Genomic DNA, 18,052 nt, shown 5'->3' with positions numbered 1-18,052 from the left:
GTGCCGCCGGCCCGGCGCCGCTAACCTGGCGGCGTGCGTCTGCTGCTCGCCAATCCGAACACGACCGCGTCGATGACCCGGGCCATCGCCGCGGGCGCCGCCGCGGTCGCGCGAGCGGACACCGTCGTCGAGGCGGTGAACCCGCAGGCCGGTCCCGCCAGCATCGAGAACGACGACGACGAACGCCGTTGCGTACCCGGCCTTCTCGAGTTGCTCGCCGAGGCTGCCCGCCGTCCCGCAGAAGACCGCCCGGACGCGTACGTGGTGGCCTGTTTCGGTGATCCCGGACTGGACGAGGCCCGCCGGATGCTCGACACCCCCGTGCTGGGGATCGCCCAGGCTGCCATGCACGCGGCAGCCCTTGCGGCGGGCAGCTTCTCGGTGGTGACGTCGATGTCGGCGACCGTGCCGAGGGCCTGGCAACTCGCGAAGGCCTACACCCCTTCGGCGTGCGTCGGCGTCCACGCGTGCGACATCCCGGTGCTGCGAATCGATTCCGATCCTTCGACGATCGAACCCATCGGTGACCTGTGCGCCGCCGCGCTGACCGGTGACGGCAGCCGGTCGATCGTGCTGGGCTGCGCGGCGATGGCCCGCTTCGCCGAACCGTTGCGGCGCCGTCTCGGTGTCCCGGTCGTCGACGGCGTCGCCGCGGCGACCCTGCTGGCCGAGGCGATCGTCCCCCTCGTCAGCCGCTGACGAACTCCGCCGCCCGGTGCCCGATCATCGCGATGGTGGCGTGCGGACCCCGTCCCGTGATCACCGGCATGATCGAGCCGTCGGCAACCCATAGATTCTCGACGCCGCGCACGCGGCAGCGCGGGTCGACGACCGCGGCGTCGTCGTCTTCGGAGCCCATCCTGGCCGATCCGCACAGGTGCTGGGAGGTCGACCACGCGGCAGCCAAGCCCGACGGGCCGCCGATGATGTCGGCGGCGAGCTCGGCTCCGGCCGCGAGCGCGGCGACGTCGGCCGGTTCGCTGTCGTAGCGATGCTCGATCACCGGGGGCACCGAGGGGTCGTCGGAGGCCAACCTGATCCGTCCGCGCGACCGCGGCTTCATCAGCGCGATCCCCAGGTGCGGCCGGTCCGACGGGTCGTGACCCGGGCCGTGCACCATCGCGGCGAAACCGGCTGTGTAGGGCCGAATCTCGACTTCAGCGGTGGTCAGCACGGCCTCCAGCGGGGGTAGATCGTGGGTCGGTGTCCAGTCCACCGGGAGCACCCATTCCGGGTGGTCCGCCGTCGCGACGCCGACCGGGAGGTCGGCCACCACCGCGATGCCCAGTGGTTCGAGCACCTCCGGCGGGCCCACCCCGGAGAGCATCAGCAGCTGCGCGGTGCCGATGGCGCCCGTGCACAGCACCACCCGGTCGGCGGTGAGCAGGTCGTCACCGGCAGGTCCCCGGCAGTGCACGCCGACCACCCTGCCCTCCGCGAGGTCGAGGCGCAGTACCCGCGTGTCCGCCATCAGCGTGAGGTTGGCCCGGTCGAGTGCGGGTTGCAGGAAGGCGCCGCCCGGCCCCACCCGGGTTCCGCCGTGGATGTTCAGCGGAACGGCTCCCACCCCCAGCGGCGACGGCGCCTCCGGCGTCGCGCCGTTCAGGTCGTGCACCCAGCGGTAGCCGGCGTCGAGGGCCGCCTCGACGAACGATGCTGTGCAGCCGTCGAATTCACGGACCCTACGCACCACGATGGGGCCCGACGAGCCGTGCAGCGGGCCGGTGACGTCGATGTCGTTCTCGATCGCCACGAAGTGTGGGAGCACGTCCTGCCAGCTCCACCCCGGCTGCGCCCAATCGGCGAAGTCGCCCGGCAGCCCCCGGCAGAAGTAGCCGCCGTTCACCGCGCCGGACCCGCCGACCACCGCACCGCGCATGATCGACGCCGGTCGCGCCGGCCGGTCGGTGAGCGTGGTCGGGAAGTGCCGGACCACCGAGCTCGCCGAGCCGATCGGCAGCCGCAGTCCGTCACTGATCTGTGCGCGCACCCGCGGGTCGGTGGGTCCCGGGCCGGCCTCCACCACCGTGACCAGGCGCCCACGATCGGAGGAAAGACGCTCGGCAAGAACGGATCCGGCGCTCCCGGCGCCGACGATCAGGACGTCGCTGTGCAAGACGGCGGTCAGGTCCGGATCTGCGGCTTCAGTGCGCCTGCATGCCGCTCGCGGACCACCCCGGTCCACAACCCCAGTCCGTATGCGATGTCGTCGAGGCGCTTGAGCAGCAGGTACGTCAGCAATCCCACCGGTCTGGTGTCGTCGTCGGCGTTGCCCTTGCGGGCCAGCCAGTCCGCCACCCCGTCGACTATCGCCGCCACCAGCACCGCCTGCCTGCACCGCTGCGAGAGCAGCGCCGCGACCAACGCCACCGGCCAGTAGTGCCGGCAGATCGCCGACGCGAGCTGAAGGGCGGCGGCCCAGAGGCCGTGCGCCGCCACCGCGGCGACCTCACCAGGTTCGGTGTGGACGGGGCGCAGCGAGTTCGCGATCCGGCGGCCGGTGACACCGGCGACCAGCAGCGACGCCAGGAAACCCGCGTAGGAGCCCATCGCCAGCAGCAGCCAGGCCGCCAGACTCCATCCGGAGATCACCAGCGGAGCGGTCTTACCGGGATGTCGCACCGACAGCGGCGCCGCCGACTCACCGTAGAATGCCTTGCGCGAGAACCAGTCCCGGATATGTGTCCGATGGTCGTGACCCACCAGCGCGATCGGCTCGTAGCGCAGCCGGGCGCCGGCCTCGACCAGCCGCCAGCACAGATCGACGTCCTCGCCCGAGCGCATCGTCTCGTCGAAGCCACCGAGCTCGGTCAGCACCGCCCTGCGGCAGATGATCGCGGCACTGGGAACGTAGGACACCGCTCCGAACGGCACCACCGGCGCCTCGCGCAGCCCGAGGTCGAGCGACGAACGCACCGCCTCGTACCGGGCGACCACGTTGTCGGGCTGGCGGAGGCCGACGATGCGCGGGGCGACCAGGGCCACCGCCGGATCGCAGAAGTGGCCGAGCAACGCCTCCAGCCATCCGCGGCGCGGCACCACGTCGGAGTCCAGGAATGCCACGTAGTCGGTGTTGCTGGCCACCAGTCCGGTGTTCCGTGCGGCCGACGGCCCCCGGCATTCGGGGTGCCGGATCACCTGCACGTCGCAGTGCATGCCGGCGAAGTCGGACTGCTGGACCGGCACGGCCGACCCGTCGTCGACGACGACCACCCGCAGGCCACGCAGCGCAGCCACCAGTCGGTGCAGCCCAGATGGGTTGTCACGCACCGGGACGACTACGGTGACGTCGCGATGCGACGGTCCGCTGGCCGGTCTCGGATGGGCGACGGTCGCGTCGAGGAGGGTGCGGGCCAGCTGCGCGCTGATCGCGTCGTGCACCTCGAGGCGGCCGCCGGTGAGCATCGTCTGCGCCGTCGGGGCCAGCCGGAGCAGCCTGGTCGGCGAGCCGCCGAGCAGCGCCGAGCCCTCGCCGAGCACCTTGACGCGCCGATCCACCTGGACCGCGAAGCCGTCGGGAAGCCGAGGACCGGTCACCTCAGCCGTCCGTCCCGGTCGGGTTGCCACCGCGCGACCCGCCCGGCGCAGCCCGCGACCATCTCGGCGAAGATCCTGGCGCCGTCGGCGGCCGTGGCCGTCGTCGGGTCGCCGAGCACCCCGACCTCGCTGACGGCCGCGACGCCCCCGGTGCGCAGGGCGGGCATCAATTCGGCGAGCGGTGCGGTGTTGCCGGGAACCAGATCGTCGACGCGCACGTCGCTCGGCGAAAGATGGAGCAGTATCGAGGTTTCGGTGTGACCGGCGTGTGCATCGGCATTCTCGGCGCTGCACGGGCACCAGGCGACGTCGCGCCCCTCGTAGCGGAGCAAAGCGGCCGCGGCCGAAAGTGCCTCGGTGTTTCCGCCGTGCCCGTTGACGAAGACCAGTTGCGATGCCCATCTCGCCGCCGACCGGCCGAACTCCACCAGCAGCAGACGCAGGGCAGAAGTGCCGATCGACACCGTGCCGGCAAACCCTTCGTGCTCCCCGCTCGCGCCGTAGCTCAACGCCGGACCCAGCAGCCACTCACCGCCCGGGGCCACCCGGAGTTGCTCGGCAACGCCTGCGGCCACCGCGGTGGCGATCCGGGCGTCGGTGTCCAGCGGCAAATGGGGTCCGTGCTGCTCGATCGAACCGATCGGGACGATCAACGCCGAGGACGTGTACTGCAGCCGCCTCGACGTTGAGTTCCCAAGCTCGCTGGGGGAAGCCACCCGCCGATGGTAGGCCGAATTAACCTGGTGTGCGCCGATTGTTGGCGTATGCGCAGCAATTGATTTCACAACTAGATTGCCCAGCGCCGAAGGTCCCACCCCGTGAGCCTCTCAGGCCACCCCTGTCACAGCGGCGGGCAGGTGCGGGACGAGCCGGCCTCAGGTGTCAGTACCAGCGGAGACGCCGAGAGCACGGGTGAAGCCGTCGGGTATCAGGATGTCCTCGGGCGTCAGATCGTGGATCGAGGATTTGCCCAGCGCCATCAGCCCCGAGTCGATGCCCCCGCGAAGAATGTCGAGCACGTTCTCCACACCCGCCTGGCCGTTGGCCGCCAGACCCCACAGATAGGCCCGGCCGATCATGACCGCCCTGGCCCCGAGGGCGACGGCCTTCACGACGTCGCTCCCGCGCCGGATCCCGCCGTCCAGCAAAACCTCGACCTGGTCGCCGACGGCGTCGGCGATGGCGGGCAGGCAGCGGATCGCCGCCGGGGTGCCGTCCAGGTTGTTGCCGCCGTGGTTGGACACGGTGATCGCCGAAACACCCGCGTCCACCGCGCGTTTGGCGTCGTCGACGCGCACCATCCCCTTGAGCAGGAACGGGCCGCCCCATTGCTCGCGCAGCCAGGCGACGTCCTCCCAGGTCGGCGGCGGGGTGCCCATCCACTGCCCGTAGGCCTCGAAGAACGTCGGGCCGGGCTCACCGCGGCGCCCCTGATTGGGAACCCGCAGGTCCGGCGGTCGCAGCGTCTTGGCGAAGCTGTAGAACCAGCGCGGCTTGGTGATGACCTCCGGCGCCATCTTCACCATGGTCTTGAGGTCCATCTGCTCCGGGATCTTGGGGCTGCCCCAGTCCCGGCCGTGGCTGAAGCTCCAGTCGGTGGTCAAGATCAGACCGACCGCGCCGGCTTCGCGGGCACGCACCATGCGGGCCAGGATCTCGTCGCGGCTGCCCAGCCAGTAGATCTGGAAGAAGATCTTGTCGTTGACGGCAACGACCTCCTCCATCGGCTTGCTGGCGAAGGAGGACAGTCCCATCGCCGTGCCCCGCGCCGCGGCGGCGCGTGCCACGGCGACCTCGCCGTCGGGGTCGATGGCCTGGACACCGGTCGGCGAGATGACGACGGGCATCGAGATGTCTTGTCCCATGACCGTTGTCGCCATGTCACGCTTCTCGGTGGCGCCGATGACGTGCGGCGCGAAGCCGAGTTCCGAGAAGGCCTCGACGTTGTCGGATACCGAAACGCCCTTCTCGCTCGCCGAGATCAGCGACGAATACGCGGACTTCGGCAGGCGCTTCTTCGCGCGCTGCTGGGCGATGGCGACGGTCTCGAACCAGGTGTCGCGGGCCATGGGTTACACCGGACTTTCGTTACACAGCCGGGCGGGCGGCTTGGTCAGCAGTTTGAGCGGTATCGGGCCTGGACCGGACACCTGACGGGTGCCCCGGGAGTGGTCGCCGCTGGGCCGCGGCTTGGCCCGCTCCTGGGCGAGCGCGGGCGCACCGAAGCCCTGGACGCACTCCGGGTCGGGGCCGTCGAGCGGCAGGCCGGTGAAGAACTTGGCGGCCATGCAGCCGCCTCGGCAGCCGTCGTAGTGCGCACAGCCCGAGCAGGCGCCCGCCGATTGCGGCTCGCGCAGTTCGCGGAACAGCGGCGCGTTCTTCCATACAGCGGAGAAGCCTGTGCCGAATCCGCGGTCCTCCAGGATGTTTCCGGCCAGGAACTTGTCGTGGATCGCGAACGGGCACGCGTAGACGTCGCCGACGGGATCGATCAGGCACACCACCCGGCCGGCGCCGCACAGGTTGAGCCCTGCGAGTGCGCCTGGCTCACCGAGGCCGGACAGGTGGAAGAAGGAGTCACCGGTGAGCACCCGCTCGCCCTTGGCGACCAGCCAGTTGTAGAGCTGTACCTGCTGTTCGGCGGTGGGATGCAGCTCGTCCCAGACGTCGGCCCCGCGGCCGGACGGACGCAGCCGGGTGATGCGCAGGGTGGCGCCGTAGCGGTCGGCCAGCGCTTTGAAGTCGTCGAGTTGGTCGACGTTGTGGCGGGTCACCACCACCGAGATCTTGGCGTCGGAGAAGCCTGCGGCCTCGAGGTTCTCCAGCGCGCGCACCGCCATCGCGAAGGATCCCTTGCCGCGCACCGCGTCGTTGACCTCCGCGGTGGCGCCGTCGAGGGAGATCTGCACGTCGACGTAGTCGCTGGCGGCCAGCTTGGCGGCCACCTCCGGGGTGATGCGCACCCCGTTGGTGGAGAACTTCACCCCGACGTGGTGGGCGGTCGCATAGTCGACCAGTTCCCAGAAGTCCGGGCGCACAGTGGGTTCGCCGCCACCGATGTTGACGTAGAACACCTGCATGCGTTCGAGCTCGTCGATGATGTCCATGCACTGCCGGGTCGACAACTCGCGCGGATCGCGCTTGCCCGACGAGGACAGGCAGTGCACGCACGCGAGGTTGCAGGCGTACGTGAGTTCCCATGTCAGGCAGATCGGCGCGTCCAGGCCGTGCTCGAACTGCTCGATGAGGCGCGGAACGGGGACATGTCCTCGGGAAACGAGTGTTTCAGTCACGGTGTCTGGCCCTCCCGGGTCACGAGCATCTTGGACTGGGCCAGCACGCCCAGTGCGTGCAGGTAAGGCGCCTGCTGCGCATCGTCGATTCCGGCTGCGCGGCAGGCGGATCGGATGTCGGGGTGGTCTTCGAGCGAGGTGACCACCTCGACGATGGTCCTGTTCTTCAGGAACGACAGCTTGCGGGTGCCGAAGTGATAGAGCAGCGCCCCGAACGATTCCGGCCGCACCGCCACCTGGTGGTGCAGCCGCCAAGCCACGTCCGGATCGAACCCCGCGTCGGGCCTCGGACCGGAATCCGGGCCCGGCCGGGCACCCGCAGCCGTCGTCATGATCAGTAGACCCCGCACATCCCGTCGATCGAGACCTCTTCGACGAGGGTCTCGGTGACGAGCTCGGTGTCGGCTTCGACGTTCTGATTCGGTTCCATAACCGCCGCCTTTCGTGTGGACTGGTTCTCGACAGGTGTGACCGAGATCGCAAGAATATGGCATCGAGTGCCGAAATGGAAGGGTGGGTTGGATGCGGGACGACTCGGCACCCCACCCACAGGCCGGCGATGTCAAGCGTGGCGTGGGCCGGCGCCGATCCACCACGGGCGACCACATCACCGACGTCGCGCTCGATCTGTTCGCCGCCCGGGGGTTCGACGAGGTCAGCGTCGACGACGTCGCCGCCGCGGCCGGCATCGCCCGGCGCACCCTGTTCCGCTACTACCCGTCGAAGAACGCCATCCCGTGGGGCGACTTCGACGCCCACCTGGACCGGATGCGGGCCCTGCTGGACGCCGCCGACCCGCAGGTGCCGATCGGCGACTCGCTGCGCGCGGCGCTGCTGGCGTTCAACCGGTTCGACGAGGCCGAGACGCCACGACACCGGCAACGGATGCGCGTCATCCTGCAGACCGATGCGCTGCAGGCACATTCGATGACGATGTACGGCGGTTGGCGTGCGGTGGTGGCGGAGTTCGTGTCCCGCAGACTGGGAGCGAAACCCGCCGACCTGGTACCGCAGACCGTGGCGTGGACGATGCTCGGCACCGCACTGTCGGCGTACGAGCACTGGCTGGCCGACGAGTCGGTGTCACTCGCCGACGCGCTCGACGCCGCATTCGACACGGTCAGCGACGGCTTGCGGGCCCTCGACCGGGATCGTTTGAGGCCGGAGAGAAGAAAAACGTGATCGGGGCGTCGGAGTCCGGGCTCCGGTGGCGACGTTGAGGGTGTGAGCGTCCCATCCGGGCGGGCCGATCCCGCTCAAGCGCCGCAGCGTCTGATGGCGCTGTACGACGAGGCGTTGCCGTCCGTGTACGGCTACTTCGTCCGGCGCTGCGGCGACCGCGGCACCGCCGAGGACCTGACGTCGGAGACCTTTCTGGCCGCCATGGACGCGGCCCGCAAGGACGTTCCTCCGGCGATCTCGGTGCCGTGGTTGATCGGGGTGGCGCGGCACAAGCTCGCCGATCACTATCGCCGCCGGCACGACCGGTTCAGCGTTCCGGTCGCCGAGCTGCCCGAACCCGTGGACCCGGTCGACCACTGGGATGCCGAATTGGACCGCATCGTCGCCGAGAGCGTGCTCGCCAGGCTGCCCGAACACCATCGGACCGTACTGGCGCTGCGCTACATGGACGACTGCTCGGTACCCGAGTGCGCCGAACTGATCGGCCGCACGGTGCACGCCACCGAGGCGCTGCTGGTGCGGGCCCGCCGCGCATTCCGCACGCACTACCCGGAAGGAGGGACCCCGTCATGAACAACGACCACGATCCGTTGGCCGCACTGCACGGCGACGACCTTCCGGTGCAACCCGATCCGGCGTTCGCGGCACGGCTGCGGTCGCGCCTGGAATCGGCGCTCACCCTTCCCCGTCAAACCTCAGGAGTTGTCATGAGTGGCACCGATACCGCAATCGCCGAACTGAACGAGACCACCGCCGCACCGGCGGCCGCGTCGACCGTCCCCCGCTCCGCCGCACTGCCCTACCTCGCGGTCGCCGACGGCCGGGCCGCCATCGACTGGTACGTCGACGCCCTTGGCGCGACGTTGGTCGGTGAACCGATCGTGATGGACGACGGCCGCGTCGGCCATGCCGAGTTGGCTTTGTCCGGCGGGGTGTTCTACCTGGCCGACGAGTATCCGGAACTCGGACTGAGAGCGCCGGATCCGCAAGCGGTTTCGGTCAGCCTGATGATCGCCGTACCCGATACCGACGCCGCCCTGCGCAGGGCCCGCGACCGTGGCGCCCGGGTGCAGAGCGAGGCCTATGAGCAGCACGGCTCGCGGGGCGCATCGATCACCGACCCGTTCGGCCATCGGTGGATGCTGTCCGGGCCGCTCACCGGCGCCGCCACCCCGATCCAGCACGGTGACGTCGGCTACGTCTCGTTGTGGACGCCCGACGCCGATCGCGCGGCCGCCTTCTACGGCCACGTGCTGGGCTGGGCCTACGACCCGGCGACACACCAGGTCACCAACACCGGCCAGCGCATCGGCATCTTCTCCGTCGCCGATCGCAGCACGCTGTTCTGCTGCTACGCCGTCACCGACCTCGCGGGCGCGCGGCAGTCGATCCTCGACGGCGGCGGAACCGTCGACGAGGTGCAGCAGTTCGACTTCGGCGCGGTGCTCGGCGCCACCGACGCCTCGGGCATGGCGTTCGCGGTGTACCAGCCCGCGCCCGGTGAGCCGCGGCCCGAGCTCAACGGCGGTGGACCGGGCGAACTCTCGTACATCACCTACCAGGTCGAGGACTCGGCGGCGTTCAAGTCGTTCTATAGCCGGGTGCTGTTCTGGACGTTCGAACGGGGCCACGTCGACGACGGCTGGGGCGTCACGGGCCCGCACCCGATGTCGGGGATGGCCGGCGGGAGCTCCACCCCCACCACCGTGCCGATGTGGACGGTCGCGGACATCGACGCGGCCGTGCAGCGGGTCATCGAGGCCGGTGGCACGGTGATCGAGCAGCCGGCACGCCAGCCCTACGGCGTCACCGCACAGTGCACCGACGACCAGGGCGGCCGCTTCTACCTCGGCGAGTTCTAGGGATTTCGGCGCGGAAACGTTCGCTGAGCGACGGTTTCCGCGCCGAAATCACTCAGGGCTTGGGCAGGACGTCGGCGATCGGGGCGCCGTTGGCGATCTTGGCCCTGGTCTTCATGACCTTGCCCGGCATGCCGCCGCCGACCACACCCGCGACCACACCGTCGCGCTCGTAGAACGCCAGGAACTTGCGGCCGTCGTCCTCGACGACGTGCACGATGTCGTCGGCCTCCGGCTCGCCGAGGCACTGGATCTTCACGTCGTACTGGTCGCTCCAGAAGTACGGCACGCTGACCACCTGGGGCACGTCCTGCCCGAGCATCGCCGGCACGAGGACCCGGGCCTGGTCGGCCACGTTGCTCCAATGTTCAACGCGCACTTGCTGACCCACGGTATCGCGCCAGGACGCCACGTCACCGATGGCCCACACGTTCGGGGCGCTGCTGCGGCCCTGCGCGTCGCAGACCACGCCGTTGTCCAGTGCGATGCCGCTGCCCTCGAGCCAGCCGACCGCGGGGGTGGACCCGATGCCGACGACCACCAGGTCCGCCTCGACCTCGGCGCCGTCGGCGAGCACGACCTTCTCGACTTTGTCGGTGCCGACCACTTCCGACACCCCGACCCCGCACCGCACGTCGACGCCCTCGGCGCGGTGCACGCGGGCGACCAGCTCGCCGATCTGCTGTCCCAGCACATTGGCCAGCGGCGCGGGCTGCGGCTCGACCAGCGTCACCTCCACCCCCATGCTGCGCAGGCTGGCCGCGACCTCGCAGCCGATGAAGCCGGCGCCGACCACCACCGCGCGCCGTGCCGATCCGGCCTCCCGGCGCAGGGCGAGGCTCTCGTTGAAGTTCCGCAGCACGTGGATGCCCGCGAGATCGGGGAACGACGGGATGCGCTTGGGCACCAGACCGGTGGCGATCACCAGCTCGTCGTAGCCGATCTCGCGGCCGTCGGTCAGCGTCAGCGTCCTGGCGGCGGTGTCGACGGCCTTCGCCCCGGCGCCGAGCAGCATGGTGATGTCGTTCTCGTCGTAGAACTCGGCCGGCTTGAGCGTGACGTCGTCGGTCTCGCTGCGCAGTACTTCCTTCGACAGCGGCGGCCGGTCGTACGGGAGATGGTCCTCGTCGCTGACGATGGTCACCGCCCCGCTGAACTGCGAACGACGCAGCTGCTCGGCGGTGCGAGCGGCCGCCAGGCCGCCGCCGACGATGACGATGCCCCCTGAAGTGCTCACGTGGGAGTTCTACACGATGACGCCCGCCACATGCACGTCACCCTGTGCCTTCGGACACCTCCGGAGCGGCGCGCTCGATCAGGTTCGACAGCACCACGATGCTCTCGCTGCGCTCGATGTCCGCACTCGCCCGGATGCGTTCCAGTGCCTGTTCGAGGTGCCGCATGTCGCGCGCGAGCACATGCAGGATGGCGTCGGCGGTGCCGGTGACGGTGGCCGCGCTGACCACCTCGGGGATGTCGACCCATGCCGCCCGCAGTTCGTCGGGCGCAATTGTGCCGTGGCAGAACACCTGTACGAACGCCTCGGTGTTCCAGCCGAGCGCGCTGCGGTCCACGACGGTGGTGAACCCGCGGATCACCCCGTCGTCGAGCATCCGGTCGACCCGCCGCTTCACCGCGGGCGCCGACAGGCTGACCCGCTGGCCGATCTCGGCGAACGTCGCCCTGGCGTGCTCGGCCAGTTCGGCCAGGATCCGCTCGTCGGTGCTGTCCAGACGGTCCATGATCACCTCCGCGCAATAGATTGCTGACATAGTAGCCGTAGCGCAACAGATCATCGGTATACAAGCAATAGGCAGCGATTGATTGCACAACTGCGCGCTTCTATCGTCGATCCATGACGTTGTCCGCTGCCGACGCCCCGGTCGCCGCCCTGCCCGACGCACGAATCGCCAGAACCCGCCGCTACGCCATGACGGCGCCGACGCACTTCGCCGTCGAGTACGCGATCAACCCGTGGATGGACACGACCGTTCCGGTCGACACCGCCCTCGCCGTCGCCCAGTGGGACGTCCTGCGCCATACGTACGAAAGCCTCGGGCACACGGTCGAACTCGTCGACGCCCGCGCCGGTCTGCCCGACATGGTGTACGCCGCCAACGGCGCGGTGGTGGTCGGTGACAACGCGGTCCTGGCCCGGTTCGCCTACCCGCAGCGGGCTGCCGAGTCCGCCGCCTACGCCGACTGGCTCGAGCGGCGCGGCTTCTCACCGGTGCACACCCGCCACCTCAACGAGGGCCAGGGCGACCTGTTGATGATCGGCCCGATGATGTTGGCCGGGTACGGCTTCCGCACCGACCGTCGCGCACACGACGAGATCGCGGACATCCTCGACGTGCCGGTGCTGAGCCTCGAACTCGTCGACCCGCGGTTCTATCACCTCGACACCGCACTCGCGGTGCTCGACGACACCACGGTGGCCTTCTACCCGCCGGCATTCGCCGACGCCTCGCGGACCCACCTGCTCGAGGTCTTCCCCGATGCGATCGAGGTGGCCAGCGCCGACGCCTTCGCCCTCGGTCTCAACGCGGTGTCCGACGGGCTCAACGTGGTGCTGCCCGCGGCCGCCACCGGCTTCGCCGGGCAACTCCGCGACGCCGGCTTCCGTCCCGTCGGCGTCGACCTCTCCGAGCTGCTCAAGGGCGGCGGCTCCGTCAAATGCTGCACATTGGAGGTACACCCGTGACGATCGTGGACTTCGAGACGGAGACCGAGCGCGCCATCGCCCTCGACGACCGCCATGTCACCCACAACTACTCGCCGCTGCCTGTGGTCGCCGCGCACGCGGAGGGGGTGTGGATCACCGACGTCGAAGGCCGTCGCCACCTCGACTGCCTGGCGGCCTACTCGGCGGTGAACTTCGGGCATCGCCACCCCGAGGTGATCGCCACCGCGCACGCGCAGCTCGACGCGGTGACCCTGGTCAGCCGCGCGTTCCACTCCGACCGGCTCGGCCCGTTCTGCGCAGCGCTGGCCGCGATGTGCGGGAAGGACATGGTGCTGCCGATGAACAGCGGCGCCGAGGCCGTCGAGAGTGCGCTCAAGGTGGCCCGCAAGTGGGGCACCGACGTCAAGGGCGTCCCCGCCGGCCTCGGCAACATCGTGGTGGCCGCCAACAACTTCCACGGCCGCACCACGACGATCATCAGCTTCTCCGACGACGAGACCGCCCGCCGCGGATTCGGCCCGTACACACCGGGATTCCGTTCGGTGCCGTTCGGTGACGCCGACGCATTGGCCGCCGTGATCGACGAGCACACGGTCGCGGTGCTGCTCGAGCCGATCCAGGGCGAGGCCGGCATCATCGTCCCGCCCGCCGACTACCTGCCGCGGGTCCGGCGTCTGTGCACCGACCGCGGTGTGCTGATGATCGCCGACGAGATCCAGTCCGGGCTGGCCCGCACCGGCCGCACGTTCGCCTGTGACCACTGGGATGTGCGGCCCGACGTCTACCTGCTCGGCAAGGCGCTCGGCGGCGGGGTGGTGCCGCTGTCGGCGGTGGTCGCCGACCGCGACGTGCTCGGGGTGCTGCACCCCGGCGAGCACGGTTCCACGTTCGGCGGCAACCCACTGGCTGCCGCCATCGGCAGCACGGTCGTGGCGATGCTCGAGCGCGGCGAGTACCAGGAGCGTTCGGCGCACCTGGGCCGCGTCCTGCACGAGCAGTTGCGCGGGCTCATCGGCCACGGCGTCCTCGAGGTGCGCGGGCTGGGCCTGTGGGCCGGCGTCGACATCGATCCGGCGCTGGGCAGCGGGAAGCAGATCAGCCTGCGGCTCGCCGAGCGCGGCGTCCTGGTCAAGGACACGCACGGTTCGACGCTGCGATTCGCTCCCCCACTGGTGATCGAAGAAGACGAGATCCGCTGGGCGGTGGACCAATTCACCGCAGTGCTGACGGACTGAGCTGGACCTCAGAGCACCGTGGCGATCGGCATCGCCGATGACGCGATGCGGTCGAGCACCTCGATGTTGTGGGCGACGTCCCGGCTCTCGCGGGCGGCGACGGCCCGCACCGCCGAAGCCAGCACTCCGGTGAGACTCGGCGGGTCGTAGATCGCCGTGCCCTGGCCGGCCACCTTGCGATCCCGCAGCCGAATGCTGATCGGGCGGAGGATGTTCGGCTGCAACGCCAGCCGGGTGGCGAACCGCCATGCGCTGTCGCGGTAGCCGCGGATCACTTCGTTGACGACGAAGACCTCGTGGTCCCGCAGCACCGCGTAGACGTCTGCCAACGCCGGCGACAGTTCGTTGAGACGTTCGATGGTGCCGGCGACCTGGCTGGCGAGCACCGCGTTGATCGTCTGGTAGTCGGCGCCGAGGTCGGCCACCTGCCCGCCGGTGATCTGCTGGACGACGATGCCGAGGTCGAGGCCGATGTGCGCGTTCACCCCGCCGAACATGTGCGCCACGATGATCGGGTCTTCGCGTTGCGCCGCGTCGAAGGTCAGTTGCCACGAGCGGGTCGGTTGCCGATGGCTGCCGGGATGGAAACGCCCGTTGAGTGCGTCGAAGTACCGCTGGGCGAACGCGACGTCGAACAGTTCCATCCGATCGGGGTCCTCGAAGGCACCACCCGCGAGCGCGGTCTGCACGGCGATGGTGATCCGCTTGTACAGCGCCGCGAAATAGCCGAGGCGACTTTCGGCGCCTGTCGACCAGAGGATCACCGAGTCGATCGCGTCCACGACGTCCTGGATGGTCCGGACACCTTCGATCGGGGCGGGCACCGCTGGGGTCATGACCGAACCGTAGGGCCGTCCCGCGGCCGTCGGCGCGCGTACCCGGCTACCTCACCTCGGCAACCGGCAGGTCAGTACTTCATCACGCCGCGGTCGACGGCGATCTGGCTGCCCGACAGCGTCGCCGATCCGTCGCCCGCGAGCCAGGCCACCACGTCGGCCACCTCGTCGGGCGACATGAATTCCTGCAGACCCTTCTTGCCCTCGTGGTTGACGGGGTGCAGCGGCATCGGGGCGAAGCTGTGCAGGAAGCTCGGGTGCTTGCCGAACACCTCCATCATGGCGTCGCGCTCGACCATGGGCGTGTCGATCGAATAGGGGTGGATCGAGTTGACCCGGATGCCGAATTCGCCCGCCTCGAGCGCGAGGCCGTTGGTCAGCGCGGTGAGTCCGTGCTTGGACGCGGAGTAGTGCCCGTTGCCGGGCGTGGCCTTCAGACCGGCCGACGAGCTGACGATGATGACCGAGCCTCCGTTACCGGCCTCGATCATCGCAGGCAGCGCCGCCCGGATCGTTTTCCACGTCCCGTTGAGGTTGACGTCGATGACGGTGTGCCACTGCTCTTCCGACATCTCCCAGAGCCGCCCCCAGCTGAGCACACCGGCGTTGGCCACCAGGATGTCGAGCCGGCCGAACTGCTCGACACCGTCGGCCACCACCTGCTGCAGCGCGGACAGATCGCGGATGTCGACCTCCCGGGCCAGCACCTTGCGGCCGGTCGACTCGACCGCACGCACCGTCTCGGCCAGTTCCTCGGAGGTGGCAGGCGGGTAGGTGATCGTGTCGGAGACCGGGGCGCAGATGTCGATCGCGATGATGTCGGCTCCGTCGGCGGCCAGCCGGACCGCGTGCGCCCGGCCCTGTCCCCGGGCGGCCCCGGTGATGAATGCCACTCGCCCGTCCAGGGGTCCACCCGATGCAGTCACCGCTGCTCCTTTCGCGATTACGCGATCAGGCTAACAGCCGAACTGGAACGTGTTCTAGATACCGCCGAGTCAGAGGTCGGCGATGATGGCCTGGCGCTTGGCGGCGTACTCCTCCTCGGAGACCGAGCCCATGGCCCGCAGCGTCTCGAGTTCCTGCAACCGGGCCGCGGTCGACTGTTGCGGCGGGGCGACCGCCGCGGCCGGCGACGCGGGACCCGAAGGTGCGGGCGCTGCCGGCATGACGCCCGGTGCGCCCTGCGCCGGTGCCTGCCGGGCCGCCGCCCGCCGGACGATGTCCTGCACCTGTTGCCGGGCGGCCGGATTGGAGCGCAGGTCGATCATGTTGTTCATGCCGATGTTGTGGGCCTTGAGGATCTGCAGGATCTCCATCAGCGGTTCCGCCTGACCGGTGAGGTCGTAGGTGCGGTTGTCCTCGGCCACCGTGAACGTCGCCGGCATCAGCCCGCCGATCAGACTGCTTCTGTCCCAATCGATCTGATACTCGTTGGTGGCCGGATCGACCAGCACGGCCAGCCTCCGGTTGGTGATCATCGGCAACCGGCCGATCGACGCGACCACCCGGTCCTGGCTGGCGAACGGCGCCAGTCCCGGACCCGAGATGTTCAGGTCCAGCTTGACCAGCGGCTGGTCGTTGATCCGCGTACTGGTGTCGTGGATACCGGTGATCTGGGCCAGGGCGAGCACGCCGCCCGCCTCGAGCGCCTGCGTCTTCGCCGCGCGCTGCGCGTTCCACGACGCCAGCGCCAGCGCGACCAGTACGTCGACGACGGTGATCAGCAGGCCGGCCCAGAACATCCAGGCGACGTACTCACTTCGGCCCATCGCGAAGTAGACACCGAGGAAGATCGGTCCAACCAGGCCGCCGCACAGCAGGACCATGACCTGAGCTTTGATGTACCGCCACAACATCTGCCACACCCCTCGTCTGACACGTCGCGTGTCAGACTAACGCTCACCGGCGCTTTTCGAGTGGTGTCTTCCAGGGTGCCTCAGGACGGCAGCGAGACGTCCTGCACGGGGTTCTGCGGGGCCGGGAGCGTCGACGACACCAGCTGGTACAGCGGCGAGGTCCAGACGTAGTCGCCGGCCGTCGACGTGGCGTAGCTGGTGTGGACAGCCACCGCGAGCGGGTTCATGGTGTCCTCGGCCTCGGGGTCGTAGTCGCACACCGCGTCGCCGAGGTCGCACACGCTGATCGTCCGGCTGCCGACAGCGGGAGGCAGCGGTGCGGGCGCATGCGCCAGGATCGGCCAGTCCTGCGCGACGCCCTTGCCGGCGCCGGGCACGGACGACACCGAGCCGAGGTTGAGCGTCGGGTCGGCGGGCAGCCGGTCGCCGTCGGCGATCAGCAGCGACGCGGCGAGGTTCGGGCTGGCGGCCAGCGCGTGCAGGTTGCGGTGCACCACCATCGCGCCCTGCGAGTAGCCGGCGAGCACCACCTTGGTGGTCGGGCACTGCTGTACGAACGCCGCGTACTGGCTGCCCAGCGCCGCGGAGCCCTCGTCGACACTGTCGATGAAGCCGGACCAGTCCAGGATCCCGCCGTCCTCGGGGACCTCCGTCGCCGGGTACACGACGGCCTCGGCCGTCATGGTGCGGCCGTCCTGCTGCAGCTGGCGGTCCAGGTCGAGCATGGACCGGTAGACCACACGTCCCATGCCCTCGTTCATGGTGACCTCGGCACCGCGCTCACCGGAGCCGGCGGCACCCATCCAGTGCACGTCCGGGCATGCGGGTTGCGCCTGGGCCGCACCGGCCATGCCGATGACGGCGGCGCCCCCGAGAGCGGTGGCACCGACCAGCGAAGCTAAACGACGGAACACGAGACCCCGACCCTTTCCGGCCGTCGCGCGGCCACTGCGAGATATATCGCCGGACGGCCGGACGTGTTACAGGTGGGACGGGATCACGCGGAGCGTCAGAACGGGAAGCGTGGCGGCGGGATGCTGCGCAGGAAGTCGAGGTTCGGCGGCGGTGGCATCTGCGGCGGCGGAATGCTCTGCAGGAAGTCCAGGTTCGGCGGCGGGATCTTCGTCACGTCGAGGTTCGGCGGTGGGATGTTCCGCAGGAAGTCGAGGTTGGGCGGCGGCACGTTGCGCATGAAGTCCAGATTCGGCGGCGGCAGCGTGGAGAGGTCGAGGGCGGGCAGGGAATTGGGCATGCCAGGCCCGGTGGTGAGAGCCGGGAGCAGGAGTGCGCCCAGGGCGGCCTCCGGCGTCTGGGGACCGCCGGCCCAATTGCCGTTGCCGTTGGCGATGATCATGGCGCTCAGGATGTCGACCACCCCGTTACCGACCCAGCCCGCAGTGCCGGTGACCGCGCCGACGACGGTGTCGACCGTGCGCTGCGCGTCGACTCCCGCCGGTACCTGCGCCGGCGACCAGAAGTTCTCCGGCCGGACGGGTGTGAAATCGAAATTCGGACGCGGGGCCGGCTCGGGGCGCGGGGCGGCGGCGGGGCGCGAGGCGGGCTTCGGC

19 protein-coding genes and 1 pseudogene are annotated in these 18,052 nt (G+C 69.7%); 6 read left to right on the top strand and 14 right to left on the bottom strand.

Annotation, left to right across the window (positions count from 1 at the left end; genetic code table 11):
• Positions 1 to 33 precede the first annotated feature (33 nt).
• Positions 34 to 699 carry an aspartate/glutamate racemase family protein gene (locus Q2100_RS21135; RefSeq protein WP_264011054.1) on the top strand — a complete coding sequence of 222 codons (666 nt, stop codon included), beginning with the start codon at positions 34 to 36 and terminating at the stop codon, positions 697 to 699.
• Here the strand turns inward: Q2100_RS21135 and mftG are convergent.
• The 7 genes from mftG to mftA all read right to left on the bottom strand — a co-directional run bounded on the left by mftG (position 689) and on the right by mftA (position 7,260).
• Positions 689 to 2,116, bottom strand: coding sequence for a mycofactocin dehydrogenase MftG (gene mftG / locus Q2100_RS21130; RefSeq protein ID WP_302915631.1), 1,428 nt, complete (start codon positions 2,114 to 2,116; stop codon positions 689 to 691). The genes Q2100_RS21135 and mftG overlap by 11 nt on opposite strands.
• 8 nt (positions 2,117 to 2,124) lie before the next feature.
• Positions 2,125 to 3,537, bottom strand: a complete 1,413-nt coding sequence (gene mftF, locus Q2100_RS21125; protein ID WP_302915630.1) for a mycofactocin biosynthesis glycosyltransferase MftF — start codon at positions 3,535 to 3,537, stop codon at positions 2,125 to 2,127.
• Positions 3,534 to 4,292 carry a mycofactocin biosynthesis peptidyl-dipeptidase MftE gene (mftE, locus tag Q2100_RS21120; protein WP_302915633.1) on the bottom strand — a complete coding sequence of 253 codons (759 nt, stop codon included), beginning with the start codon at positions 4,290 to 4,292 and terminating at the stop codon, positions 3,534 to 3,536. The genes mftF and mftE overlap by 4 nt, the downstream gene beginning before the upstream one ends.
• Before the next feature lie 120 nt (positions 4,293 to 4,412).
• A complete protein-coding gene (mftD, locus tag Q2100_RS21115) occupies positions 4,413 to 5,606 on the bottom strand; it encodes a pre-mycofactocin synthase MftD (RefSeq protein ID WP_264011051.1) in 1,194 nt (397 codons plus the stop codon).
• Positions 5,607 to 5,609: 3 nt separating this feature from the next.
• Positions 5,610 to 6,830: a mycofactocin radical SAM maturase gene (gene mftC / locus Q2100_RS21110; protein ID WP_302915629.1), complete on the bottom strand. Its 1,221-nt coding sequence runs from the start codon at positions 6,828 to 6,830 to the stop codon at positions 5,610 to 5,612.
• Complete coding sequence (gene mftB, locus Q2100_RS21105; RefSeq protein WP_264011049.1) at positions 6,827 to 7,162, bottom strand: mycofactocin biosynthesis chaperone MftB; 336 nt, start codon at positions 7,160 to 7,162, stop codon at positions 6,827 to 6,829. The genes mftC and mftB overlap by 4 nt, the downstream gene beginning before the upstream one ends.
• Before the next feature lie 2 nt (positions 7,163 to 7,164).
• Positions 7,165 to 7,260 carry a mycofactocin precursor MftA gene (gene mftA, locus Q2100_RS21100; protein WP_264011047.1) on the bottom strand — a complete coding sequence of 32 codons (96 nt, stop codon included), beginning with the start codon at positions 7,258 to 7,260 and terminating at the stop codon, positions 7,165 to 7,167.
• 92 nt (positions 7,261 to 7,352) lie between these two features.
• Here mftA and mftR point away from each other — a divergent pair, with 92 nt between their 5' ends.
• From mftR to Q2100_RS21085, 3 genes are all read left to right on the top strand, one after another.
• Positions 7,353 to 8,012 (top strand): mycofactocin system transcriptional regulator MftR, encoded by a 660-nt coding sequence (gene mftR, locus Q2100_RS21095; RefSeq protein WP_302915628.1) that lies wholly within the window; start codon positions 7,353 to 7,355, stop codon positions 8,010 to 8,012.
• 93 nt (positions 8,013 to 8,105) lie between these two features.
• On the top strand, positions 8,106 to 8,585 hold the full coding sequence (locus Q2100_RS21090) for an RNA polymerase sigma factor (RefSeq protein ID WP_302915632.1): 480 nt from the start codon (positions 8,106 to 8,108) through the stop codon (positions 8,583 to 8,585).
• Positions 8,582 to 9,874 (top strand): VOC family protein, encoded by a 1,293-nt coding sequence (locus Q2100_RS21085; protein WP_302915627.1) that lies wholly within the window; start codon positions 8,582 to 8,584, stop codon positions 9,872 to 9,874. The genes Q2100_RS21090 and Q2100_RS21085 overlap by 4 nt, the downstream gene beginning before the upstream one ends.
• Positions 9,875 to 9,926: 52 nt before the next feature.
• Here the strand turns inward: Q2100_RS21085 and Q2100_RS21080 are convergent, their stop codons facing one another.
• On the bottom strand, positions 9,927 to 11,108 hold the full coding sequence (locus Q2100_RS21080) for an NAD(P)/FAD-dependent oxidoreductase (protein WP_302915626.1): 1,182 nt from the start codon (positions 11,106 to 11,108) through the stop codon (positions 9,927 to 9,929).
• 37 nt (positions 11,109 to 11,145) lie between these two features.
• Complete coding sequence (locus Q2100_RS21075) at positions 11,146 to 11,613, bottom strand: Rv2324 family transcriptional regulator (RefSeq protein WP_264011043.1); 468 nt, start codon at positions 11,611 to 11,613, stop codon at positions 11,146 to 11,148.
• 113 nt (positions 11,614 to 11,726) lie between these two features.
• On the opposite strand from Q2100_RS21075, the gene ddaH reads away from it, so the two are divergent.
• Positions 11,727 to 12,575, top strand: a complete 849-nt coding sequence (gene ddaH / locus Q2100_RS21070) for a dimethylargininase (RefSeq protein WP_302915625.1) — start codon at positions 11,727 to 11,729, stop codon at positions 12,573 to 12,575.
• Positions 12,548 to 13,792, top strand: coding sequence for an ornithine--oxo-acid transaminase (rocD, locus tag Q2100_RS21065; RefSeq protein ID WP_302915624.1), 1,245 nt, complete (start codon positions 12,548 to 12,550; stop codon positions 13,790 to 13,792). The genes ddaH and rocD overlap by 28 nt, the downstream gene beginning before the upstream one ends.
• An 8-nt stretch (positions 13,793 to 13,800) precedes the next feature.
• Here rocD and Q2100_RS21060 read toward each other — a convergent pair whose 3' ends face one another.
• From Q2100_RS21060 to Q2100_RS21040, 5 genes and pseudogenes are all read right to left on the bottom strand, one after another.
• Positions 13,801 to 14,628 carry a DUF5995 family protein gene (locus Q2100_RS21060; protein WP_302915623.1) on the bottom strand — a complete coding sequence of 276 codons (828 nt, stop codon included), beginning with the start codon at positions 14,626 to 14,628 and terminating at the stop codon, positions 13,801 to 13,803.
• A 71-nt stretch (positions 14,629 to 14,699) separates the two neighbouring features.
• Positions 14,700 to 15,554: a mycofactocin-coupled SDR family oxidoreductase gene (locus tag Q2100_RS21055; protein WP_264011039.1), complete on the bottom strand. Its 855-nt coding sequence runs from the start codon at positions 15,552 to 15,554 to the stop codon at positions 14,700 to 14,702.
• Between the two features lie 69 nt (positions 15,555 to 15,623).
• Positions 15,624 to 16,454, bottom strand: a complete 831-nt coding sequence (locus Q2100_RS21050) for an SHOCT domain-containing protein (protein WP_407667670.1) — start codon at positions 16,452 to 16,454, stop codon at positions 15,624 to 15,626.
• A 110-nt stretch (positions 16,455 to 16,564) separates the two neighbouring features.
• Positions 16,565 to 17,398: a cutinase family protein gene (locus Q2100_RS21045; protein ID WP_302915621.1), complete on the bottom strand. Its 834-nt coding sequence runs from the start codon at positions 17,396 to 17,398 to the stop codon at positions 16,565 to 16,567.
• A gap of 95 nt (positions 17,399 to 17,493) precedes the next feature.
• Positions 17,494 to 18,052 (bottom strand): annotated as a pseudogene (locus tag Q2100_RS21040) (hypothetical protein); the annotation flags it as partial.

This window comes from Mycolicibacterium arseniciresistens (assembly GCF_030519285.1).
Taxonomy (GTDB): Bacteria; Actinomycetota; Actinomycetes; order Mycobacteriales; family Mycobacteriaceae; genus Mycobacterium; species Mycobacterium arseniciresistens.
Note: the sequence above shows the minus strand (reverse complement) of the source record. Positions and strands in the feature narration are given on the sequence as shown.